Origin of the sequence: Shewanella salipaludis, assembly GCF_012911865.1 — a bacterium.
Lineage (GTDB): Bacteria > Pseudomonadota > Gammaproteobacteria > Enterobacterales > Shewanellaceae > Shewanella > Shewanella salipaludis.
On record NZ_JAAXYH010000004.1, the window covers coordinates 105717 to 129118 of the forward strand.

Consider the following 23402-nt stretch of genomic DNA (forward strand, 5'->3'; position numbering starts at 1 on the left):
TGACTTCTTTGCCTCATGCCGGGAGCCTGGAGAGTCAGGCCGGGTCTGATTGAAACTCTGCAAGATAACTCATTCTATGTCTAGGATTTTAAATATCTTTATCCCTGATTATTGATCCATTCACTCATGACCACATGGGTCTTGATCCTCAGTATGTCCGTGTGGGTGTCTATATATTCGCGGATCTCATGCAGGCGCCGCATGGAGTCGGCATGCACATACACAAGGAGATCCATTTCGCCCGTGATGCCGCGGCAGGTGACGACTTCGGGGATCGACAGGAATACGTGGGCGACGTCGTCGCACCTGGGACATTTATGCTGGATCTCGAAATAGGCGGAGACGCCTTCCTTCTGGGATTCGCTCAGCAACACCTGGTAGCCACGTATTATGCCCGTCTGTTCCAGCTTCTTGATGCGCTCCGAGACGGCACTGCGGGACAGGTTCACTTGCTGGGCCAGGCGCGAGACGCTCTGGCGGGCATCCTGTCTGAGGGCTGTGATGATGGCTTTATCGAACTTATCCAAGGCACACTCCATTATGGGAACGTTTTGACGGTTTTTGGGCTATTTCCCGTCACTTTGCCGGTATCGGCTTTAGAGTGCCGGGAGATGACGGCAGATTGTCGAGTGAAATCCCATTATACTGACGGCAATTAACCCCCGGATTTTAACAGATGAATCAAAATACTGGAACAATAGGACGCTGGCAGGGTGCCGGATTGATGGCCACCACTTTGCTGGGTACAGGGGTGTTTATCCTGCCGCAAATGACGATCGCCAAGGCGGACAGCGGCGCCTTGCTGGCCTGGCTCCTGCTGACCCTGGCGATCATCCCCGTCACCCTGGTATTCGGCCGCTTGGCGAGCGTGTTTCCCCATGCGGCGGGGCCGGCCTACTTCGTCGAGAAGGCCTTCGGTCGCACGGCCGGACGGACCATAGGGCTGATATTCCTGTTGGTGGTGCCCATGGGCGCCCCGGCCGCGATCCTCATGACCTTCCAGTTCGTCAATGCCCTGGTGCCGCTGGCCGGCTGGACTCAGGTCGGCACCGAGCTGCTGCTCATCCTGGGGTTATTCCTGCTCAACCTGCGCGGCATTCAGGTGTCGGCCAAGCTGCAATTCGCACTGACCCTGGGGATAGTGGCCGTGGTGGTGGCGCTCTTCGGCGCCGCCGGCCTGAACCTGGATGGCCTGCAAGCCTCGGCGCAGGGGTTCAGCCCGCAGACGCCGCTGGTGATGGCGGCCGCCGGCATCGCCTTCTGGAGTTTTCTCGGGGTCGAAGCCATGACACATCTGGCCAATGATTTTCGCCGTCCGGACAGGGACATGATCCCGGCCATGATGCTGGGCACAGGCCTGGTGGGACTCATCTACCTCGCCTGCACCCTGTTGCTCTTGTTGGTGCCGACCGACTCCGGGGTGGCCATGATAGGGGTGTTCGATCGCCTGCTCGGCGGTTACGGCGCTCAGGTGATCGGCATTTTGGGGATCGCCAGCGGTTTGGCGACGGTGAACGTGTATTCCGCCAGCGCCGCCCGCCTACTCTGGAGCTTCAGCCGCGAAGGCATATTGCCGCGCCGCTTCGACAGCCTCAATGGCCACGGAGTGCCGGTGCGGGCGTTGGCGGCCATCCTGGGGCTGATGGCCTGTGTGCTGGTGCTGACCTTCGTCACAGGGCAGGAGTTGGAACATCTGATCTCCTGGACCAATGGGGTGTTCGTCATCATCTATCTGATGTCCATGCTGGCGGCGGCCAGGCTGCTGAGCAAGCGCTATCTGCCCCTGGTGCTGCTCGGCTGCTTGTTTTGTCTCGCCCTGGGGCTGTCCCTGGGAGCGAACATGACCTACGCCTGTCTGCTGGTGGCCGTGGTGGCGCCCTTCCTCTGGTGGCAGAAGTCCCACCTGGTTCGCAAGCAGGTGCTGGCGAAGCGCTAGCCTTCGGTTGCTTCAGCATAAAAAGCCCTGCACTCAGGGCTTTTTTGTGCCGCTTATATTTTTGTCTCAATTCCAAGTCCAACTGTCCCTTTGGTCCCTTGCACTACGCCTGGAAGGCTTTAGCCGCTCTATTGTCATTCAAGATACTGTTTCTATTAATAATTACCCCTGGCTTTGCGGATTGCCACACCCATGGCAACAACATCTGGGGCGGCGCTTTCAAAGTATTTGTTTACCTTTTCTAAGACAAACACGAATATTTACAAATGACCAACATCTGTTGCGGGGGAATTGGCTATCCTGTGGCGCTATGAGATTTATGAGTTGAACCGAGTCAATCTGGAGTTAAACATGAGGATTTTTTCTAAGATGCTACCCGGGATCTTGTTGGGATTGGGCCTGCACCAAGCCGCTGCGGCCGACGCCCCAACGCCTTCCAACCCGGATGCTATCGCCGCGGCGGTGGATGCCGGGCAACGACTGACCAGGGACAAGCTTAGGGATGCCGACCGCCATCCGCAACAGGTGTTGCAGTTTCTGGAGATAGCACCAGGTCAGCGGGTGCTGGATCTGTTTTCCGGTGGGGGCTATTACAGCGAGCTGCTGGCGCGGGTCGTGGGTGAGCGGGGCAAGGTGGTGGCGCACAATAATCAGGCGTATCTGCCCTTCGCCAAGGCGGAGCTGGCGGAGCGGGAATATGCGACCCGCTTGCCCAATGTCGAACTCTTGCTGTCCGAGGCCAACGATCTGACGTTAGCGGCGGCGAGTTTCGATCGCATCTTCTTCGTGCTGGGCTTCCATGACATGTATTACCATGAGGCGGACTGGCCCGAGATAGACAGGGTCAAGTTGCTGCGGGCCCTCTATCTCAGCCTCAAGCCTGGCGGCTATCTGGCGATCATAGATCACGACGCCTTGCCGGGGGCGGATGTCTCCAGCGCCCATGAATATCATAGGCTGGCAAAACAGGAGGTGATAACCCTCATGACCCAGATGGGATTCGAGTTGCTTGCCAGCTCCGAGCTGCTGAAAAACCCCGAGGATCCCTTGAACATCTCGGTATTCGACCCCAGCATCAAGGGCAAGAGCAGCCGTTACCTGCTCAAATTTACCCGCAACTGACATAGGGCGCTATGTCGGCAGCTTGGCGCTGCTAGTCGGTTTGCTCCTTGGCAAGATTGCGCATCCGGATCAATTCGCTGTGCTTCAGGTATAAGAGATCTGCGGTGCGGCGAATGATCTGATCTTCATACTGGCATAGGCGGCCATCGGCATAGGCCAGGCGCCACATGGCGAGGAGCAGCTGCTGTTTCTGCCCTATCGAGTATACGCGGTTGATTTCGGCCGTGAACTCATAGAGGGAGGTGGCATTTCTCTGCGCCCGTTTGGCTTCGACCAGCACTTGTTCCGCTTCGCTCGCCAGTATCCCCAGGGTCGACACCAGGAGTTGTGGCAAGAGCTCGGCTTCACTCTCACTCAGGGTCTCATCGGCATAGACGACTTCCAGCAGCATGCTGGCGGCGGCGAGGTTGAGTTGTCGCTCCTGCTCCTGGGGTGATAATGCCTGAGTTTGCGACTGAAAAAGCTGTTTGAGTAACGCTATCATGACTAAACCTTGTTTCTACTGCGGGTGCGACGGCGAGCTTGCCGCCGCGCTCGACAGGCAGGCGATGGCCTGCCTGTGTGGGGCAGCTCAGAGGAGTGAACTCAGGCCTTGCAGCAAGAGATCTGCGCTCCCTTCCGCGCCATTGGTCTGCAGATAAGATTTGAGTATCTCTGTCATGGGAGCGACCAGCTCTTTGGAGATCCCCAGTTTCTCGAAGGCATCATAGACCATGGCGCTGCCCTGGAAGGCCGATCCCAGGCTGCCGGCCTTGGACAGGAGTCCCGACATGCCGGCGTCGCTATCCGTTGCCGGCGCGGCAGCCAGCAGGCCTTCGGCATCCGGGATGCTGGCGGACAGTTGGCCGAAATCCTCGGCGCCCAGGCTGGATTGCGCCAGACTCAGCAGACTGCCCAGGCCGCCCTCGGACTGGGACTGACTCAGGCCCAGTTGCGACATCACGCTGCCGACCAGTTCGTTGCTTTGCGGCTCAGTGGCCTGGGTTGCCGTTTCCGGTGCGGCGGTTAACTTGTCTAACCAACCTGCGCTCGCCGGTACAGTGAGGGTCGCACCGATAAGCAGGGATATGGCGGCTGTATGTTTCATCATGTTTTGTCCTGTGGCTAATCACGCTATCAACTTGCATTTTAGCGACTAAAAAGCTTTTGTCGCTCCTATTTTAGCGCCAACCCGCTTGCCATGGTGATTTCGTCTGTGCATTAGCGGGGGATTTTGGGTATCCTTAGGCCTCTGTTTCTCTGGTATCAATTCATTTATTGGAAAGGCGCATGTCACTGTCTGCTATATTGACCGAAGCTTATAATTTTTTCCGCAATCATCTGGGCCAGCTGGCCGCGTTGGTGATGCCCCTGTTACTGCTCCAAGTGGGTATCCAGCTGTGGTTGGGGACTGAATTGACTAAGATGAATGCCGAAGCCCCCGAGTTTGGTGCCTCGCATATGTTAGCCGTCATGCTGTTGCTGCTGGTGTTTTCCCTGTTGATCGCCGCGCTGACCCTGTTTCTGGATATCCGCTCTCAAGGCCATAACCCCAGCGCCGGCATGGTATTGAAAGCCAGTGTGCCCTTCGTGCCGCCGCTGTTGCTCGCCGGTGTCTTCTCGGGCCTGGCGATATTGGCCCCTGTGATGTTGTTCGCCGCCTTCGGCCCGCTATGGCTGGTAGGCCTGGTGTTGAGCTTCTACCTGTTTGCCAGACTGGCCTATGTCAATTTCATGGTGGTGGTCGAACAACTCTCGCCCCTGGAGGCCATCAAGGCCAGCTTCAACTTCAGCGGTCCCATAGTGCTTAAGACCATCACCGTCTTGATGCTGTATATCCCTTTGTCGCTCATCGGCGGCACCCTGTCGAATGCGGCCCAGTCCGTGGGCTTGCCCCTGCAGTTGCTGGTGGAAACCCTGGCGGCCTTCATCGGCCTGTTCGTCAATGTCGCCCTATTCCGCCTGTACATGGTGTCGAGAACCCCGTCCAGCCCAGTGGCCTAGGCGAGGCCGTTGCCATGGGATGAATAAATAAGGAGCCTGCAGGCTCCTTATTTATTGCTGCCGGCTGTGTCAGTCGGGCTCGTGTTCGAAGGTACGCCCCTTATGGGGTGTTGGCGTGAAGCTGTCCCGGGCGAACGGCGGCACCTGAGTGTCGGCTTCCGGCGCTGCCGAATTGGCGGCATTTCTGCTGTTGAAGCGACTCAGCTGGCGTTTCAGATACAGGCGGCCGAACAGGCTCAGCAGGATCAGGGCGATGACGCCGAACAAGAGCACGAAGGGCAAGACCAGCAGCACCAGTCCTATCACTGCGACACCCGCGATGAAGGCCAGCAGGCCTCTGGGGCCGGCAAACCTTTGCTGCAATGGGATTTGTTGAAATTGACGATAAATCATGAAGACTCCTAACATGCAGTGGCACTGCAGTGTGCATTAATCGGGCGGCTGGGGTCACGTTAATTAAGCTTAATCTAGTTTGCTCAATAGTCTCTGCATGACTCGGACCCGGCGCCGCTTTCCCCGAGCCGGGCGACTGCGACTGTCCTGCCTATTACTCCTACATATTGGCGAATTCTGGAATTTCAAGGCCAGAGCTGGTTAAAATTTCAACCAGCCTGCCACCCGGGCCAGTGTCTGGCGTGCCGGGAAAACCCTGGTAATGCCAGTTCCGGCGCCGCTCGCTATTCCCGGTATTCTTTGGGTTCGACTCCCAATGCTGCGGATACACTCCGGCAGATGATGTCGCGGATCCATCTATGCCCAAGATCTTCATCGTTGCGCTGGTGCCATAAGAGCACATACACCATGGGTTCGAAGGCCAGGGGCAGGGGAATTTCGGTCAGCGAATAGAGCTTCTGGGCATGCACGGCGAAACTGGCCGGAACTGTGAAGACCAGGTCGCTATGGGCGCAGACACTGGCGGCGCCGTAGAAGTCAGGAACCGTGGTGCAGAGTCGGCGCCGCTCGCCCGCCTCGGCCAGATGATAATCCAGGGCCCACCAATCGTTGCCCTCACAGCGCACCTGCACATGTGCCAGTTCCAGGTACGCCGCCCTGTTCCAGTTGCCGGCTTTAACCTCGGCCAAAATGGGATGCCGGTTGCGCACCAGGCAGACCTGATGGTCCTGATACAAGATCCTGTGGGCTATGCCTTCGGGCAGGTTGTCACGATGAAAGTTCGACAGGGGCTGCAGATCCCGCCCCGAGATGCCGAAGTCTATCTGGCCCTGCAGCAGATCTTGCATCGAGTTCTCGGCCCAGACGTAGGAATCCAGCTTGAGGTTGGGCGCCTGGCTCAACAGCGGCCCTATGAAGTAGGGGATCAGCGTTTCGTAGGCGCTCTCCACCATGGCGAAGGAGAACTGACGGCTGCTGTCGGCCGGCGTGAAGGTAGGCGGCAGCGACAGTTGATATAGGCTTTGCAACACCGAGGGCAGCTTCTGGCCCAGCAGCAGGGCGTGCGATGTCGGCTTCAGGCCGTGGGCGGTGCGCTGGAATAAGGGGTCGCCCAGGGTATCCCGCAGCCGGTTGAGACTCTTGCTCAGCGTCGATTGGCTCAGGTGCAGCCGCTTGGCGGCACGGGTGACACTCTGCTCCTCCAGCAACACCTGCAGTATCACCAGCAGGTTGAGATCGACACGCGCCAGGTTATCCAGATTCATAGATATTCCTTAAGGGAAATTCACTTCGGAAATTATACCATTTCTATTCATACCTTGAACTGGTTAACATCTGCGCCTGATTTATGTATTTCTAATGAGTTGAGAGAAACAATGCGGCGCAATTTGCTTCCTATTCTGATGTCTCTGGTGTTGTTGAGCCCCCTGGCGATAGATATTTACCTGCCTTCCATGCCGACCATGGCGGCCGAGTTTGCCGTCTCCGCCAGCCAGGTGCAGTCGACCCTGGTGCTGTTTCTCGGTGCCATGGGCCTGGGACAGATATTGATAGGCCCGCTGGCAGACAGATTCGGCCGCCGTCCGATAGCCCTGTTCGGCGTCTTGCTCTATGGTGCCAGCAGCCTGTTGGCGGCCGCCGCCGTCGAATTCCATTGGTTGCAACTGGCCAGGGTGTTGCAGGGGCTGGCGGCCTGTTCCACTTCCATAGTGGTCTTCAGTGCGGTGCGCGACTGTTATTCTTCCAAGGAGGGCGCCCGCATCTACAGCTACCTCAATGGCGCCATTTGCGTGATCCCGGCATTGGCCCCGACCCTGGGGGGCTTGCTGGCATTGCAATTCGGCTGGCGCTCTACCTTCCTGTTTATGAGCCTGTATGCCGTGGTGATGCTGCTGTTGGTGGGCTACCGTTTCCCCGAGACGCGGCCGGCCAATACCGTCAGCAGCGGCCCCCTGTACCGTTGGGCCAGCTATAAGCCTGTGCTGCTGGACCGGCATTTCCTCTTCTATGCCCTGGCCTGCATGGTCGCCATGGCTGCCATCCTCACCTATGTGTCTTACTCGCCGCTGTGGCTGATAGGCCACCTGGGCCTGTCTGAGCTGGCCTTCAGTGGCCTGTTTGGCCTCAATGCCGCCGTCAACATAGCCGCCTGCTTCACCGCACCCTGGGTGATCCACAGATTGGGCAACAGGCCCACGGTGATCTTGGCACTGGCTATCCTGGTCTCATCTGCGCTTATCCAGCTGCTGGTGCAAGCCTGGGGCCCGAATGCCGGCATGGCGGCGGCCTTCGGTTTCATGCTGCCCATGATGCTGTTATGCATAGGCTTCGCCCTGTTGCTCGGGCCTGCGACCAGCATGGCGTTGTCGGCCTTCGGTGAAAGGGCCGGCACTGCGACCGCCATGCTCGGCTTCATTCAGATGAGCGGTGCCTCGCTGTTGACCGCGCTGGTGCAGCAAACCGGGCTGACGGCACCCTTCGCCGTGGCCTTGGTGATGGGAGTACTGGCGGCGCTCTTGTTGGCCATGATGGCCCTGAGCCGCTTCGACCATTGGCACCAGGAACAGCTGGCGCACTGAACATATGGCTGAGTGCTGAGCTGAACACTCGGCACAGTCAATATTCAGAATAAAAAAAGCCGCCCTCAATATAGAGCGCGGCTAAGATTTCACCCTTTGCCGCTAGCCTGTGACCACAGGCCGGCGGTTTTTTATCTCAGGACAACTTTAGAAGCGGCCATTCAGGCCCAGGGTGATGCCGACACCATCACCACTGGGATCAATCATCTTTGTGACCATGGCGCGGGCCGAGATCTGATCCGTGAGTCGCAGGAAATACGCAGTGCGAATTTCAGAAGAGTCAAAATCATTATCGTCACGGCTATAGTTGGCGCCGACAGACCAGGACTGAGTAACATACCAGTCCGCGCTAAGGTTCAGCCCATTTGTGCTCTGGCTGCCACCAGACCCAGCAACATGGGCTATGTTGGCCTCGAGTAACACCCCGGAGGTCGTCTGCAACGGCAGGAAACTCTTGATACCCGCACTGTATTGATCCCTGGTGACATCACCGCCATAACCAAAACCTGCATCCCACGAAGTATCGCTGCGGGAATAGTTGGCATAGACGGCTGAGGTATCGTTGAAGTAATAGCCCAGGCTCAGACCGTAATTATTATTGTCGACAAAATCTGTATCCAGGCGGGAATAACTGGCACCGATGAACCATTTGGAATCCATCACATATTCACCATCCACCCGGTAATCGTTGGCATCACCCGAATCAGTCGCATAATGCACTCCAAGATTCGAGCTCTGTGCCAGGAAGCCGCTGAGGGCATAGGGCACCTTATCCTGGGCAACCGGGGTGACGTAATAACGATATCCCAGGTTCCAGAAGCCATCGCCGAAATCCTCACTGTTGGCGGCATAGTCCAGTCCCGCCTCGTGCTGATAAGTGTTGTCTTGGGCGGCAAAGGCATTGACGCTGAAAAGGCCGCATAACACGGCAATGCTGATTAGTTTCTTCATGATTCATCCTTGTGTTTATCTGAATACCGGAGGCGGAGAGGAGAGATTAACAGAACGCTAACCCATTTAATGTATTGTCTATTTGACCTAATTCACCTTGCCTTCCTGGCGCGCAAGACTATATCCCGACGCGCCATGACAGAACAAGAGAGCAGGTGTAACAAAATTCAATGAGCCAGCTGTAATAGAATGAGCCGCAACATCAAAACAAGGATGCGGTCATAGTCTTGAACCGAAAGAGAGTGCTGTTCGCCATTACCAGGGCCAAGCACTCAGGTGACACGCAGCCAGTCCATATATGTGACCTTCGATGACAGGGATGTCATCGTAGAGCCTCCGGGGAAGGCTCCACGGCGGGTCACAGGAATGTCGGCAGCCTGGCCACTGACATAGGTGGAGAAAGGCCAACCAGAGACAAGCTTGGACATATAGGGTCACCTCGGATTTAGACTGCCTCTTTACCTCTCGGTCCCTTTGCCTCTGTTACCTTCCTATCTTCTCCGAGTTATACTTGTGCCAATTTTGTCCCGACTCAGGTGCCCATTTGTCTCGTCGTTATTGCTCTGTCTGCCATTATCCCCAGAGCGCCTGTGTCTGTGCCAGCATACGGCCGCTGCAGCCCAAGACCCGCTTGCTGGTGTTGCAGCATCCGAGTGAGGTAGGGCATGCCAAGAACAGTGTGCGCCTCTTGAGCCTGGTCATTCCCCAGACCTTGGTCTATGTGGGTGAGACGCCAGAGGATTTTGCCGAACTGCGTCAGTACCTGGCGCGGCTCGAAAGGCCCGTGTATCTGGTCTATCCCTCGGAAAAGAGCGTGCAGGTGCAACAGGCCGCCCCGGCTGCCGACTGCGTCTTGTTGTTGCTCGACGGCACCTGGCGCAAGGCGTTTCGCCTGCTGCAGCTCAATCCCTGGTTGCAGCAGTATCCGGCGTTGCATCTGGATCTCGAGCAGAGTTCCAACTACCGTATCCGCAAGGCCAGTCGCAGCGACAGCCTGTCGACCCTGGAAGCGGCGGCCCATATGTTGCGCGCGCTCGACCCAGAGCTGGAGGTAAAGCCCCTGTTCGAGGCCTTAGATGCCATGGTGGATCACCGACTGGCGGCCATGCCGCCACAGGTGCGGGCACGTTATGAAGACTAGTGCGCCGCTTGAATGGCGTCATCCATGCGCGACCCGTACATGGGCCCGAGCCGGGGCGTGAATATGTTACCGAATAAACCTATGGAGAAATCTATGGAAAAACCTATGGAAAAACCTGTGGAGAAGCCTGTGGGCAAGAGCTTGAGTGTCCTCTTGATGAGCCTGATGACCCTTGGGGTCGCGGCGACCGAGCGGCCCAGCCTGCAGCAGATAGCGGATAAGGCACGCCAGGATTCCCTTAGCCTGGAGCAACAACAGCTCGCCAAGGCCAAGCAGGCGGCGGAAGAGACCCAGGCCAGGGAGGCCAAGATCCAGGCCAGGCAAAGCGGTGACGGCTGGGAAGCCGAGCAGCAACAGCAAGCCCGCCGGCAATTCGAGACCAGAGCCGACCGGGAGCAGAAATATCTGCAGCAGGCCAGGGAAGCGGCCGCTAAGGACAGGAAAATCCCTGAGCCCAGGGCTATCTCTGAGCCCAAGCCTATTCCGGAGCCCAAAGCTATTTCGGAGCCAAAGTCCAGATGAGCCTGAATGCCTCCGATCCCCAAGATTCTGCTACTCAAGCCGCAGCCCCAGCCCCAGCCACGGCGCCGACCTGCCCCCTATGCCATGGCATGGACTCATACTTATTCCATCGGGATAAGCGCAGAGCTTACTTCCAATGCCGCCGCTGCCAACTGGTGTCCGTGCCCGCCGGCTATCATCTGTCTGCCGCTGAGGAGAAGGCCGAATACGACAAGCATGACAATCGGCTGGATGATCCTGGCTACCGGCGCTTCCTCGCCAGGACCCTGAGCCCGCTGCTGACGCGCCTGTCCCCGGGTGCCAGGGGGCTGGATTTTGGCTGCGGCGAGGGCGCCGTCCTCAGCCGGATGGCGCAGGAGGCAGGTTTCGAGATGAGCAATTATGATCTCTACTATGCCAGGCATGATGCCCTGCTGGAGCGCAGCTACGATTTCGTCACCCTGACCGAGGTGATAGAGCATGTGGCAGATGCGGCGGCGCTGCTGACACTGCTCGACGGCCTGTTGGCCCGGGGTGGCATCCTGGCGGTGATGACCAAGCGGGTATTGAGCCAGGAAGCCTTTGGCCGCTGGCACTATAAGAACGATCCCACCCATATTAACTTCTACTCGGTTGCCAGTTTCGAATGGCTGGCGGCGCAACTGGGCTGGCGGCTGGAGATAGTCGAGGCGGACGTGGTGTTTCTGCATAAGCCAGGCTAAGGCCGGCAGCGCCTGGCGATCGCGAGTCGCCAGGAGTAGCCTATGCCGTTAATAAAAAAGAATTAACAATTGGCCGTTCCCCCTGTAGCTTAGAGCAAGATCAAGCCGACTCACAGGGGTTTCATATGGATTTAACTGCTAAAGCGCGCCTGCTCGGCGCCACTCTCTTGCTCTCCTCCGCCGGCTATGCCTTGCCGGCCTGGGCCACGGATGCGAAACAACTGGCGCTGGAGATAGAGCCCAAGGTGATCCAATGGCGCCGGGATCTGCATCAACATCCTGAGTTATCCAATCGTGAGTTTCGCACCGGCAAGCTGATAGCAACACACCTGCGCAGCCTGGGACTCGAGGTGCAGACAGGGGTGGCACACACAGGGGTGGTGGCCATGCTTCGTGGCGGCAAACCCGGCCCGCTGATCGCCCTGCGTGCCGACATGGATGCCCTGCCGGTGACAGAGAAAGTGGACCTGCCCTTCGCCTCCAAGGCGACAGATTCCTACCGTGGCCAGAGCGTGGGGGTGATGCATGCCTGTGGCCACGACACCCATGTGGCCATGCTGATGGGGGTGGCCGAGAACCTGGTGCAGCTTAAAGACAGCTTGGCGGGCGATGTGATGTTCATCTTTCAGCCGGCGGAGGAAGGGGCGCCCGAGGGCGAAGAAGGTGGCGCCGAGCTGATGCTCAAGCAGGGGCTGTTTGCCGAGCGTAAACCCCAACAGGTGTTTGGCATGCACGTGACCTCCAGCTTGCCAAGCGGGGTCATAGGGGTGCGTGCCGGCCCGGCGATGGCGAGTGAGGATTCCTTCACCATAGAAGTCACCGGCCGCCAGACCCATGGCTCCAGGCCCTGGAATGGCGTCGATCCCATAGTGGCCTCGGCCCAGATAATCAATGGCGTCCAGACCATCATCAGCCGTCAGGTGGATGTCACCAAGGCGCCGGCTGTGGTCAGCTTCGGTGCGATCAACGGCGGCATACGTTCCAACATCATCCCCGACAGGGTCGAGCTGATAGGCACTATCCGCAGCTTCGATCAGCAGATGCGGGCCGATATTAAGCTGAAACTGGCCGAGATGAGCAGCCTGCTGGCCAAGAGCGTCGGCGCCAGTGCCACCACAGAGATCCACCAGGGCTATCCGGTGCTGGTCAACAACCCTGAGCTGGTGGCGCAGATGAAGCCGGTACTCGCCTCCGTGGTGGGGGATGCCAGGCTGATAGAGCCTGGGCTTATCACGGGCGCCGAGGATTTTGCCTACTATGCCCTGGAAGCCCCGGGGATGTTCTTCTTCCTCGGCGTGACCCCCGAGGGTCAGGACCCCAAGACGGCCGCCAGCAACCATTCGCCCGAGTTCTATGTGGATGAGGCGGCGCTCAGGGTGGGGGTCGAGGCCATGACCAAGGTGGCCATGACGGCATTGGGTGCCAGGCCCTGAATACCGGCCGCCGTGCCCTTTTGCCGCTCGGGGTAATCTGAGCTTACAAAATACTTGGAGAAGACTAGGTAATTGTTCTTGATTTAATTGGGAAATTATCTTCTCATAGGGCTTTTATCGCAAGGAGCGAATACAATGAAATTCAGTTTCAGCGCCCTGTTGCTGTCCATGGGGCTGCTAGCGGCCCCTGGCGCGGCCCAGGCGACCACGGCCGCCGACATTCAGAGTTTTACTCTGGATAACGGCATGAAGATCATGGTATTGGAGGATGGATCCATTCCCAACGCCAACATGTACCTATTCTGGAAGGTAGGATCCCGCAACGAAGTGCCGGGGATCACGGGGATCTCGCATTTCTTCGAACATATGATGTTCAACGGCTCGAAGAAATACGGTCCCAAGATGTTCGACCGCACCATGGAGGCCGCGGGTGGGGCGAACAACGCCTACACCACGGAGGACATGACAGTCTATACCGACTGGTTCCCCGCCAATGCGCTGGAAACCATGTTCGATCTGGAAGCCGATCGCATCGCCAACCTGGATATTAACCAGACCATGGTCGACAGTGAGCGCGGTGTCGTCGCCTCCGAACGCACCACAGGGCTGGAAAACTCCAACTGGCGTACCCTGCAGGAAGAGCTCAAGGGCGTTGCCTTCAGGGCCCATCCCTATAGCTGGCCGGTGATAGGCCATGAATCCGATATTGCCGCCTGGACCCTGGATGATCTGGTGCAGTACCACAAGACCTACTATGCGCCCAACAACGCTGTGATGGTGGTATCCGGCGACGTTAAGTTCGACGAAGTCAAACGCCTGGCGGATAAATACCTGGCCCCCATTCCGCCGCAGGCGCCGCCCGCCAGAGTCAGAACGGTCGAACCTCAGCAGAAGGGCGAGCGCAGGGTTTTCGTACAGAAGGCCTCGGTGAGCACCCCAAATGTGATGCTGGCCTATCATGTGCCTGCCAGCTCGAATGCAGATTACTATGCGTTGGATCTGCTCAGTGCCATCCTGAGTCAAGGCAAGAGCTCGCGCCTGTATCGTGGCTTGGTCGACAAGCAAGTGGCGCTGGAGGCAGAGGCTTACCTGCCCATGTCCTTGGATCCCAACCTGTTTTACATCATGGGCGTTGCCAGCCCGGGTGTTGCCGCCACCAAGCTGGAACAGGCTTTGCTTACGCAGATCAAGGCCATAGCCCGTGACGGCGTGACCAAGGACGAGTTGGAAAAGGTCAAAAACATCAAGCTGATGGAATTCTACCATGCCATGGAAACCATCAACGGCAAGGCCAATACCTTAGGCACCTACGAGCTGTATTTCGGCAGCTATGACAAGTTGTTCAATGCCCCCAAGGCCTACAACCAGTTGACCCCGGCCGACATCCAGCGTGTCGCCCAGACTTACTTAACCAAGGCGAATCGTACTGTTGCAGTGCTGGCCGCTACCGAGGAGGCAGACCTATGAGCCGAGTCACACAGATATTCAGCCAGACTCGCATCGTTGGCGCCTTGTTGCTCGCCGGCAGTCTGACCCTGGCAGGCTGTGCCGCCACCCAGAAGCATGCCACTTCCAGCCTGGTCGATACCGGCAGCTTCAGCATGCCTGCATATGAAAAATTCACCCTGGATAATGGCCTGAGTTTCTACCTCATGCCGCAAACCGAAGTGCCATTGGTGACTCTGAATGCCATGGTGCGCGCCGGCGCGATCAACGACACCAAGGCCGGGGTGGCGCACATGACCTCCCAATGGCTGCTGTTGGGTTCGGGCGGCAAATCCAAGGCCGAGATAGAACAGACGGTCGACTCCCTGGGTGCCAGCCTGCAGGCCGAAGCCGGCATGGAAGGCAGCTATCTGAGCGCCGACTTCATGGCCAAGGATACCGACAAGATGTTGCCCCTGTTCGCCACCGTGCTCCTGAGTCCGAATTTCGACTATGCCGAATTTGACAAGCTGCGTGAGCGTGAAGTCGCCGGCCTGTCCCAGGACAAGGAGAGCCCGCGTGCCGTGATCGGCCGCTACTTCAACAAACTGGTGTTCGGTACCCATCCCTATGGCAATGCGGCTTCCGGGACCCGCGAGTCCCTGGCCGGGCTGAGCCTGTCTCAGCTGCGGGCCTTCCACAAGAGCTACTATCAGCCGCAGAATACCAGCATCAGCGTGGTCGGCGACTTCGACCCGGCACAGATGAAAGCCAGGCTGAAAAAGGCCTTCGCCGGCTGGAAAAATACCAGGGAACTGGTGCAACCCGAGCTCGCACAGCTGCCATCGCTGGACAAGTCCAGGGTCTTGCTGGTCGACAAGGGAGATGCTATAGAGACAACCTTCCTCATAGGGGGCCCAGGGGTAAACCGCAGTAACCCGGACTACGTGGGTCTGACTGTGGTCAACACCATTCTCGGTGGGCGCTTCACTTCCTGGCTCAACGACGAGCTGAGGGTGAACAGTGGCCTGACCTATGGCGCCCGCTCGGGTTTCGTCCCTTATGCCCATGCTGGCCTGTTCCAGATCAGCACCTTCACCAAGCAGGCTTCCACCCAGGAAGCCATAGACCTGGCGCTGAAAACCTATGCCCGTCTGTGGCAACAGGGGATAGATCAGCAGACGCTGGATTCGGCCAAGGCCTACGTCAAGGGACAGTTCCCGCCCAAGTTCGAAACCAGTGGCCAGCTGGCCGGCCTGCTGTCCGACATGGCGCTGTACGGTTTCGACGACAGTTTCATCAACGAGTTCCAGGCCAAGGTGGATGGCTTGACTCTGGACGAAACCCGGCGTCTGGTGAATACCTACTTCCCCCAGCACAATCTGCAATACGTGCTGATAGGCAATGCCGACAAGATAGCCAAGATAGCGGCCAAGTACGGCGAAGTGACCCGGGTCGACATCAAGGCCGCGGGTTTTGGCGGCTAGCCCAGACCGTTCTGCCATGCCACTTCGGCTGACGCGTCAATGAGATAGAGCCTGCAATTGCAGGCTCTATTTTTATGTCGCTCTCAGGCTCATGCATGGGCTAGGTATCAGTCCATGGGCCTGCTAGTGCTATTGGCACTCCTCATCTAAGCTTAACCGGCACCTTGGCGCATGACCCATAAGGTATTTTGCGCATGCCCAGGGCATGGCAAGTTTGCCGCTTCCATGGCGCCGGGGTAAACGGCCTCGGGCGGATAGCCATGAATGGCTGCAGGTATGTGGGCTTACTACGACAGGAGAACGCGATTATGAGTAATCCAGTGAGACAACCCGAACTCGAGTGTGAGCTGCTTTCCGGCTGCGGGGCAATAGAGCTGCTCATTCGGCCCAGGGACAAGGACCTGGGCGGTTTTTCGGTGCGCCGTTCACTGCCGACGACGGAACGTAAGATGGTCGGCCCCTGGATCTTCTTCGATCATATGGGGCCGGCGCAATTTCCTGCCGGTGAGGGCATCAATGTGCGGCCGCATCCGCATATCAATCTCGCCACTGTGACCTATCTGTTCGAGGGGGAAATACTGCACCGCGACTCCCTCGGCAGCGTGCAGGCGATCCGTCCGGGCGACATCAACTTGATGGTGGCCGGCCGTGGCCTGGTGCATTCGGAGCGGGAGCGCCCCGAAGTGCGGCGTGTGCCCCATAGGCTGCATGGCCTGCAGCTGTGGCTGGCGTTGCCGCAGGCGTGTGAGGAAATTGAGCCTGCCTTCTACCACTACCCGAATGCCGAGATCCCCTCGGTCACAGTGGCCGGGGTGCCGGTGCGGGTGATGATGGGCACGGCCTACGGGGTCACGTCGCCGGTGAAAACCTATGCCGAAACCTTATACCTGGAGGCGCACCTGCAGGCGGGGCAGTCGCTGCTGTTGCCGGATGCCGCCGAGCGCGGCCTCTACGTGGCCTACGGTGAGCTCAAGGTGCGCGACACGCTGCTGCCGCTGCATTCCATGACGGTGTTTTCCAGTGCCGCCGGGGTGGTGGTGGAGGCCGTGGAGGAGTCCCGTATCGCCATCATAGGCGGGGAAAGCTTGGGTCAACGTCACATAGAATGGAACTTCGTCTCCAGTCGCAAGGAGCGAATAGAGCAGGCCAAGCGGGACTGGCAGGCGGGACGTTTTCCCAAGGTGCCGGGTGACGCAGAGGAATTCATTCCTCTGCCCGAATAGCGGGCTGAGCCTCAAGCATGGCGGGAACTAAGGGGCAGACGCCCAGGGAGACGGCCAGCGGCTCGGCCTGGGCGCCCCTGGGTATCCCTGTGTTTCGGTCGCTCTGGATAGCCACCCTGGCGTCCAACATAGGCACCTGGATGCATGACATAGGCGCCGGCTGGTTGATGACCCAGTTGTCGTCATCGGCGCTGATGGTTGCCTGGGTGCAGACTGCGACCAGCTTGCCGATATTCCTGCTGGCATTGCCGGCCGGGGCCCTGGCGGACATCGTAGATCGGCGCCGTCACCTGATCCTGGTGCAGCTGTTCATGGTCATAGTGACCGGCAGCCTGGCACTGGTGACGCTGCTGGGGATCATCACCCCTTGGCTGCTGGTCGGCATGACCTTCGCCATGGGGATAGGCACGGCCATGCTGATGCCGGCCTGGGCGGCCATAGTGCCCGAGTTGGTGCCCCGCGCGGCGCTGCCATCCGCCATCGCCCTCAACAGCATGGGGATCAATGTCGCCAGGGCCATAGGCCCGGCGCTCGCCGGCGTCATAGTCTCGTTTGCCGGCAGCGGCGCCGTATTCGCCCTCAATGCCGTCTCCTATCTTGGGGTGATCTGGGTATTGATTGGGTGGCGCCGGCAGCCGGCCGTCAGCCAACTGCCCGCCGAGAGGATGCTGGGCGCCATGCGCTCCGGGCTGCGCTTCGCCAGACATGCGCCGGCGTTGCAGGCCGCGGCCATAAGGGGGGTGGGTTTCGCCCTGTTTGCCAGTGCTGCCTGGGCGCTCCTGCCTTTGGTGGCCAAGCGGCTGCCGGACGGCGGGCCCCAGAGCTTCGGCCTCTTGGTTGCCGCCGTCGGCGCAGGCGCAGTTTGCGGCGCTCTAGTGTTGCCCAGACTCAGGCTGAGGCTTTCCCGCAACCTGCTGGTGACGCTGGCGAGCCTGCTCTATGCCGGCTGCCTGTATGGCCTGGCGACCCTGAAGCACTTGCCGGCCCTGGCACTGGTGATGGCCTTGAGCGGTGTCGCCTGGTTGACAGTGCTCTCATCCCTGCAAGTCGCGGCGCAGCTGGCGTTGCCCAATTGGGTGCGTTCCCGGGGATTGGCCCTGTTCATGTGTGTCTTCATGGGTTCCATGGCGCTGGGCAGCCTGGTCTGGGGCAAGCTGGCCGAGCTGTTGAGCCTAAGCCAGTCTCTGACCTTGGCCTCGGTCGGCGCTCTGTTCTCTGTGATCTTGACCCGGCGCTGGCACCTTGGCGGCATGGAGGAACTCGACTTGAGCCCTTCCATGCATTGGCCCTCGGCGCCGAGCAACGACGCCCTGAGCCATGATGCCGGCCCGGTATTGGTGACCATAGAGTATGAGTTGTCGCCGGATAGGGTCTCTGAGTTTCAGGCGCTGGTGGCCGCCCTGGGCAAGCTCAGGCGCCAGAATGGCGCATTTTCCTGGGGCCTGTATCAGGATGCGGAGTCGCCGGGGCATTTCATCGAATCTTTCAACGATGACTCCTGGCTCGCTCACTTGCGGCAGCACGAGCGGGTAACGGGCGACATGCGCGCCTTGCAGCAGCAGATCCAGGGGTTATTGCTGCCCGGGAGCAGGCCGGTGATCAGCCATTATGTCGCGCCCAAGCTCAAGAGTCCGAGGTAACCCCAAGAATCCGCGGTAACGCCCGGGGAATGCCAAGGGGCAGGCGGCATGCGTGTGCCAGGCTAGAGTGAGCCGGCAAAATCCAACTGGCGCCAGGCCTCGTAGCTGATGATGGCCACGGCGTTGGACAGGTTCAGGCTGCGGCTGCTGGCGACCATGGGGATCTTCAGTCGCTGCTCGGCCGGGATGGAGGCTATGATTTCCAGCGGCAGGCCGCGGGTCTCCGGGCCGAACAGCAACACATCGCCGGCGACATAGCTCAGCTCAGTGTGCGGCCTGCTACCCTTGGTGGTGCAGGCCATGATGCGCCTGTCGCCCATGGCCTCAAGGAAGGCGTCGAAGTCTTTATGACGTGTCACCCGGGTCAGATCGCCATAATCCAGTCCGGCGCGGCGCAACTTCTTCTCCTCCAGATCGAAACCCAGGGGCTCGATCAGATGCAACTGACAGCCGTTATTGGCGCATAAGCGGATGATGTTGCCGGTATTGGGGGCGATTTCTGGCTCGAAAAGTGCGATATGAAACATGCTGGACCTGAGAGTGAACAAAGTGACGGCCAATTATAAGCCGAAACGGGGCTGCATAGCAGCAGAACCTGCTGACGTCCCCCTGGGGAGTGATCCGCTTCGGCTTGCGATGAGACAAGCTTGCCAGGAACAAGGTTGAACAGCTACGACTGACCCCAAAGGGACGAGTATCAGGATGATATGAGCAAAGTCGTGGGCTTCCAGCCCCCTAGCCTTAAATCAAGAGCCGACCAAGAGGGGAGCAACAGCAATCCCCTCTAGCCTCTCGCTCACCTGGGGCTAACTCGGCATCCATGCCTCGTTCACGCTTTTTTGTTTAATCGAAAGCGTCCAACATTCTTCGGCAACTCCGAAGGGAGAGTGACGTTATCTGTGGCTACGTTTATCGCTAATGACCTCTGTGCGAATTCAAAAGTCGAGGAGGTACACCAGAGAGGGCACTGTTGCACCAGTGACCTTCGGCGAAAGGGACTTCGTCGCAGAGCATTCAGGGATGAACTTGCTGCGTGTCACTGGTGTAACAGTGCGCAGGCCCACGGCAGGTGAATTAGTTGCAAATTGTGTTTGCAGAAACAATATGCAGAGTGAGCAACGCAGTTCTCTACCGAGAGTATCAATGCAGAACTAGGGCCTCACGGCCGAGAGGGTGTTACAGCACCACAAGGCCGCTGGCTTGCCCACCACTTGGGGGCAATGGTTTGGGGAATGGAGCTTGACTGGAAACCCCTGGGCCAGAATCGTCTCTGACCCGGGGGCATATGGCTGACTGTTAGCCGAGTGCTTCGGCTTGCTTGGTCTTGATGTAATCCATCACCAGCGCCCGCAGGAGGGTGAGGGGGACTGGGCCATTCTTCAACACTACGTCATGGAAGTCGCGCAGGTTGAATTTATCACCGAGGGCGGTCTGGGCTTCGCTGCGCAGGCGCAGGATTTCCATCATGCCGACCTTGTAGGCTGTGGCTTGCGCCGGCATCACTATGTAGCGCTCTATCTCGGCGGTGACATCGGATTCGGCCATGCCCGTGTTGTCGAGCATGTACCGTATGGCCTGTTCACGGGTCCAGCGCTTGGCGTGAATGCCTGTGTCGACCACCAGGCGCACGCCGCGGAATAGCTCGGCCTGCAGACGCCCTATGTTGTCGTATGGGTCTTTTTGGAAACCTAATTCCCAGGCCAGACGCTCCGCATACAGGGCCCAACCCTCGGCATAGGCGGTAAAGCTGGCCTGGGTGCGGATCATGGGGATGTCTTGCAGTTCATTTTGAATGGCGATCTGAAAGTGATGCCCAGGTACTGCCTCGTGATAGGCCAGGGTGCGCATACTGTATTTGGGCGTGGCCTTCACGTCGTACAGGTTGGCGTAGAACATGCCAGGGCGCGAACCGTCCATTGAGGGGCCGTTGTAATAGGCGCCCGGGGCGGTTTTTTCCGAAAACTCGGGTACCCGTTTGACCACCACCTTGGCTTTGGGGCGGATATTGAAGGCATCGCCCAGGCCATCGTTGACCTCCTCGATGATGCTTTCATAGTCGGCCAATATTTGCTGGCGGCCCGCGTCATCGTCGCTGTAGTAGAAACGCTCTTCTGCGCTTAGTTGATCTATCAGGGCCTTGAAACCGACGCTGATGTCGTAACCCTGGGCAGCCATTATGCCGGCTATTTCGGCTTGAATGCGCTCGACTTCCGCCAGCCCTATTTTGTGGATCTCGTCGGCTGTCATGTCGGTGGTGGTATTGGTGCGCAGCAGGTAGTTGTAATACTCCGCGCCGTCAGGGAATTTCCAGACGCCGGCATCCGTGTTGGATTTGCCGCGCAGCCGGGTAAAGTAGTCGATATAGCTCTGGTAGCCAGGATAGACGCTCCGCTCAATCTCGGTCGCCGCCCGGCTCAGAAAGTCTGCGCGCGCTTGCTGACTCATGTCTGCGACTTTGTCGAGTTTGTCCTTGAAGGAAGCATAGAGGACGTTTTCCTCCGTGGGTTGCTCGACAAAATGCTTCATGATCTCGATGGACTTGTCTATCACAAAGGTGGGCGGAATGATGCCCAGTTCTTCGCGTTTCACCAGGCCTTGCATATTTTGCTTGAGCTTGGTGTCTATTTTGGATAAACGGGCAATATAGTAGGTCGCATCCTGTGCATTCTCGACGCTGTGAAAAGTGTCGAGAAAGCGCGGTATTTGGTTTTGCAGGCCAAATAATTGATTAACCGGATAGTCGTAGTAGCGGAACTTACGTTGTTTCAGCGGATCGCCCAACAGCTCCATGACCACCTTCTTGGTAATGAGTTCGTTTTGGGGCAACTCGGTGTCGGGATAATTATTCAGGCCAAGATAGATCTCATCAAGGAAATTGAGTTGTTCATCGCCGGCGGCCAGCGAGTTGTCATCCCAGTCGGCGTTGTGGCCATGGATGCCTATTTGATCCAGCAACCCCATGGAAGTGAGTGATTCCGGGCTCTTGAGCACAAACTTGAGGAAAGCGCGATTATAGAAGTTGTTGGCAAAATAGGGTTTGTCTGCGGTCCACTCGTGATAAGCGAAACTGGCGCCAAGCAGCAGCACAGAACCCAAACCTATGCCGGTCCATTTCAATATTTTCTTAATCTTCATGATTAACTATCCCTTTAATTATTCTGCGAGGTTTGGGGTAACCCAAATAACCTAAGCCAGGGTAACAGTGGCAATGGATAATATCCATAGGTGCCGGCAACGGCTATTTAACATCCGCCAGTGACTCCTGGAATGAATAAGGCCTTCGCCGGCCTAGAGGACGTTGGAATACTAGAGGATGTTGGAGTAAGAGAACGTTGTAATAAGAGGAATAGCAATACAGGCCAAGCCTCTGCCGAGAAAAATGCCGCTTGCGTTAACGCGACCGGCGCCAGAGGAGGCCGCTGGCAAGCTGCGACTACAGCCCTGGCTGCCGGCCCTGGGCATCTGTCTTGCTATTCCCCTTTGGCGCCATTACCTTAGGGCAAAGGCCAAGCTTAAGTCGTTAAGTTTGAGTCACGGATTCGGGATTCACCCTGAGGAGTTGGGATGAAGTTAGAAATGATTTGCACCGGTGAAGAGGTGCTCGCCGGCCAGATACTGGACACCAATGCCGCCTGGGTGGCCGCGGCCCTGATGGATCACGGCGTCGAGATGCAACGCCGGATGACAGTGGGGGATCGCCTGGAGGATCTGGTGGCGGTATTCCAGGAGCGCAGCCTGCATGCGGATGTGATCTTGGTCAACGGCGGCCTGGGGCCGACCAGCGATGATTTGTCTGCGCTGGCCATGGCCAAGGCCAAGGGGGAACCCCTGGTGGAGAATGCCGAGTGGCGTGAGCGCCTGACCGGCTGGTTCGAGCGTCATAACAGGGCCATGCCGGCCAGCAATCTCAAGCAGGCCATGTTGCCCGAGTCCGCCGTCATGGTGGATAACCCAGTGGGCACCGCCTGTGGCTTCAGGGTCAGGCTCAACCGTGCCTGGCTGTTCTTCACCCCTGGGGTGCCGTTCGAATTCAAACACATGGTCGAGGAAGAGTTCATCCCCTTCCTGCAAGAGGAATTTGGCCTGGATACCAAGGTGGCGGTGAAGAAGCTGCTGACCCTGGGGCAGGGGGAGTCGGCGCTGGCGGATAAGCTGCAACCCCTGGAGCTGCCGGAAGGCATCACCCTAGGCTACCGCTCCTCCATGCCCTACATAGAGATCAAGATTTTCGCCAGGGGCGACAAGGCGATAGGCCTGTTGCCCAGGGTGAGCAATCATATCAGGCTGGTGCTGGGCACGGCGGTAGTGGCCGAAGACAGGGCGACGCTGGCCGAAGAAGTTCACCACAGGCTCAAGGGCTCGGGACTCAGCCTGAGCCTGGCCGAGTCCTGCACGGGTGGCATGCTCACCAGCGAGTTGGTGGCCTTTCCCGGCAGCTCATCCTATCTGCATCAGGGGCTGGTGACCTATAGCAACGAGTCCAAGGTCAAGGTGCTCGGGGTCAATCCCGCCACTTTGGACGACTATGGCGCCGTCTCCATAGCCACGGTCGCCGAGATGGCGCAGGGGGCGCGTATGCTGTTGGACAGTGATTTTGCCTTGGCCACCAGTGGCGTCGCCGGCCCGGATGGCGGCACAGAAGACAAGCCGGTCGGCACAGTGGCCATAGCGCTGGCGACCCGCAATGGTGTCTACAGCCAGATGCTCAAGCTGCCGCGGCGTTCGCGGGAGCTGGTGCGCTGCCTGAGTGCGGCCGTGGCCCTGGACATGCTGCGACGTGAGCTGCTGGAGCAGGCGGTGATAGTGGACTATGGCACCATGGAAAGATTCAAGAAGTAATGGCCTTGGCTGAAAAAGCCTTCCACT

The 23402-nt window shown here is 58.4% G+C and carries 21 protein-coding genes; 13 read left to right on the plus strand and 8 right to left on the minus strand.

Annotated features, from left to right (window positions below; all coding sequences use genetic code 11):
- Positions 1 to 98 precede the first annotated feature (98 nt).
- Positions 99 to 527: an Lrp/AsnC family transcriptional regulator gene (locus HC757_RS07700; RefSeq protein WP_169563746.1), complete on the minus strand. Its 429-nt coding sequence runs from the start codon at positions 525 to 527 to the stop codon at positions 99 to 101.
- 149 nt (positions 528 to 676) lie between these two features.
- Between HC757_RS07700 and yjeH the strand changes: the two genes are divergently transcribed.
- Entirely contained in the window at positions 677 to 1936 is a 1260-nt protein-coding gene (yjeH, locus tag HC757_RS07705; RefSeq protein WP_169563747.1) for an L-methionine/branched-chain amino acid transporter, read from the plus strand.
- A 351-nt stretch (positions 1937 to 2287) separates the two neighbouring features.
- Entirely contained in the window at positions 2288 to 3058 is a 771-nt protein-coding gene (locus HC757_RS07710) for a class I SAM-dependent methyltransferase (RefSeq protein WP_244623310.1), read from the plus strand.
- Between the two features lie 31 nt (positions 3059 to 3089).
- Here the strand turns inward: HC757_RS07710 and HC757_RS07715 are convergent, their stop codons facing one another.
- Positions 3090 to 3542 carry a tellurite resistance TerB family protein gene (locus HC757_RS07715; protein WP_169563748.1) on the minus strand — a complete coding sequence of 151 codons (453 nt, stop codon included), beginning with the start codon at positions 3540 to 3542 and terminating at the stop codon, positions 3090 to 3092.
- Between the two features lie 87 nt (positions 3543 to 3629).
- Positions 3630 to 4145: a DUF2780 domain-containing protein gene (locus HC757_RS07720; protein WP_169563939.1), complete on the minus strand. Its 516-nt coding sequence runs from the start codon at positions 4143 to 4145 to the stop codon at positions 3630 to 3632.
- 182 nt (positions 4146 to 4327) lie between these two features.
- On the opposite strand from HC757_RS07720, the gene HC757_RS07725 reads away from it, so the two are divergent.
- The gene (locus HC757_RS07725; protein WP_169563749.1) at positions 4328 to 5041 is read left to right on the plus strand and encodes a hypothetical protein; all 714 of its coding nucleotides are present in this window, start codon (positions 4328 to 4330) and stop codon (positions 5039 to 5041) included.
- A gap of 69 nt (positions 5042 to 5110) precedes the next feature.
- On the opposite strand, the gene HC757_RS07730 is transcribed toward HC757_RS07725, so the two are convergent.
- Together HC757_RS07730 and HC757_RS07735 are read right to left on the minus strand one after the other, a co-directional pair.
- Entirely contained in the window at positions 5111 to 5434 is a 324-nt protein-coding gene (locus HC757_RS07730) for a hypothetical protein (protein ID WP_169563750.1), read from the minus strand.
- A 284-nt stretch (positions 5435 to 5718) separates the two neighbouring features.
- Complete coding sequence (locus tag HC757_RS07735; RefSeq protein WP_169563751.1) at positions 5719 to 6699, minus strand: LysR family transcriptional regulator; 981 nt, start codon at positions 6697 to 6699, stop codon at positions 5719 to 5721.
- 111 nt (positions 6700 to 6810) lie between these two features.
- Here HC757_RS07735 and HC757_RS07740 point away from each other — a divergent pair, with 111 nt between their 5' ends.
- Positions 6811 to 8013 carry a multidrug effflux MFS transporter gene (locus HC757_RS07740; protein WP_169563752.1) on the plus strand — a complete coding sequence of 401 codons (1203 nt, stop codon included), beginning with the start codon at positions 6811 to 6813 and terminating at the stop codon, positions 8011 to 8013.
- A 147-nt stretch (positions 8014 to 8160) separates the two neighbouring features.
- Here the strand turns inward: HC757_RS07740 and HC757_RS07745 are convergent, their stop codons facing one another.
- Entirely contained in the window at positions 8161 to 8964 is an 804-nt protein-coding gene (locus HC757_RS07745) for a putative porin (RefSeq protein WP_169563753.1), read from the minus strand.
- A 544-nt stretch (positions 8965 to 9508) separates the two neighbouring features.
- On the opposite strand from HC757_RS07745, the gene HC757_RS07750 reads away from it, so the two are divergent.
- The 8 genes from HC757_RS07750 to HC757_RS07785 all read left to right on the plus strand — a co-directional run bounded on the left by HC757_RS07750 (position 9509) and on the right by HC757_RS07785 (position 18536).
- Positions 9509 to 10105, plus strand: coding sequence for a tRNA-uridine aminocarboxypropyltransferase (locus tag HC757_RS07750; RefSeq protein WP_169563754.1), 597 nt, complete (start codon positions 9509 to 9511; stop codon positions 10103 to 10105).
- A 93-nt stretch (positions 10106 to 10198) separates the two neighbouring features.
- On the plus strand, positions 10199 to 10627 hold the full coding sequence (locus tag HC757_RS07755; RefSeq protein WP_244623312.1) for a hypothetical protein: 429 nt from the start codon (positions 10199 to 10201) through the stop codon (positions 10625 to 10627).
- A gap of 89 nt (positions 10628 to 10716) precedes the next feature.
- Positions 10717 to 11328 carry a class I SAM-dependent methyltransferase gene (locus HC757_RS07760; protein ID WP_244623369.1) on the plus strand — a complete coding sequence of 204 codons (612 nt, stop codon included), beginning with the start codon at positions 10717 to 10719 and terminating at the stop codon, positions 11326 to 11328.
- Positions 11329 to 11453: 125 nt separating this feature from the next.
- A complete protein-coding gene (locus HC757_RS07765) occupies positions 11454 to 12761 on the plus strand; it encodes an amidohydrolase (protein WP_169563756.1) in 1308 nt (435 codons plus the stop codon).
- Between the two features lie 135 nt (positions 12762 to 12896).
- A complete protein-coding gene (locus tag HC757_RS07770; RefSeq protein ID WP_169563757.1) occupies positions 12897 to 14228 on the plus strand; it encodes a M16 family metallopeptidase in 1332 nt (443 codons plus the stop codon).
- The gene (locus tag HC757_RS07775) at positions 14225 to 15673 is read left to right on the plus strand and encodes a M16 family metallopeptidase (RefSeq protein ID WP_169563758.1); all 1449 of its coding nucleotides are present in this window, start codon (positions 14225 to 14227) and stop codon (positions 15671 to 15673) included. Before HC757_RS07770 ends, HC757_RS07775 begins: the two co-directional genes overlap by 4 nt.
- Positions 15674 to 15981: 308 nt before the next feature.
- Positions 15982 to 16896 carry a pirin family protein gene (locus HC757_RS07780; protein ID WP_169563759.1) on the plus strand — a complete coding sequence of 305 codons (915 nt, stop codon included), beginning with the start codon at positions 15982 to 15984 and terminating at the stop codon, positions 16894 to 16896.
- A 17-nt stretch (positions 16897 to 16913) separates the two neighbouring features.
- Positions 16914 to 18536, plus strand: a complete 1623-nt coding sequence (locus HC757_RS07785) for an MFS transporter (protein WP_169563760.1) — start codon at positions 16914 to 16916, stop codon at positions 18534 to 18536.
- A 62-nt stretch (positions 18537 to 18598) separates the two neighbouring features.
- On the opposite strand, the gene HC757_RS07790 is transcribed toward HC757_RS07785, so the two are convergent.
- Entirely contained in the window at positions 18599 to 19063 is a 465-nt protein-coding gene (locus HC757_RS07790; RefSeq protein ID WP_169563761.1) for a tRNA (cytidine(34)-2'-O)-methyltransferase, read from the minus strand.
- Positions 19064 to 19832: 769 nt separating this feature from the next.
- Entirely contained in the window at positions 19833 to 21671 is a 1839-nt protein-coding gene (locus tag HC757_RS07795) for a DUF885 domain-containing protein (protein WP_169563762.1), read from the minus strand.
- A gap of 429 nt (positions 21672 to 22100) precedes the next feature.
- On the opposite strand from HC757_RS07795, the gene HC757_RS07800 reads away from it, so the two are divergent.
- Positions 22101 to 23375: a CinA family nicotinamide mononucleotide deamidase-related protein gene (locus HC757_RS07800; RefSeq protein ID WP_169563763.1), complete on the plus strand. Its 1275-nt coding sequence runs from the start codon at positions 22101 to 22103 to the stop codon at positions 23373 to 23375.
- The last annotated feature ends 27 nt before the right edge of the window (positions 23376 to 23402 follow it).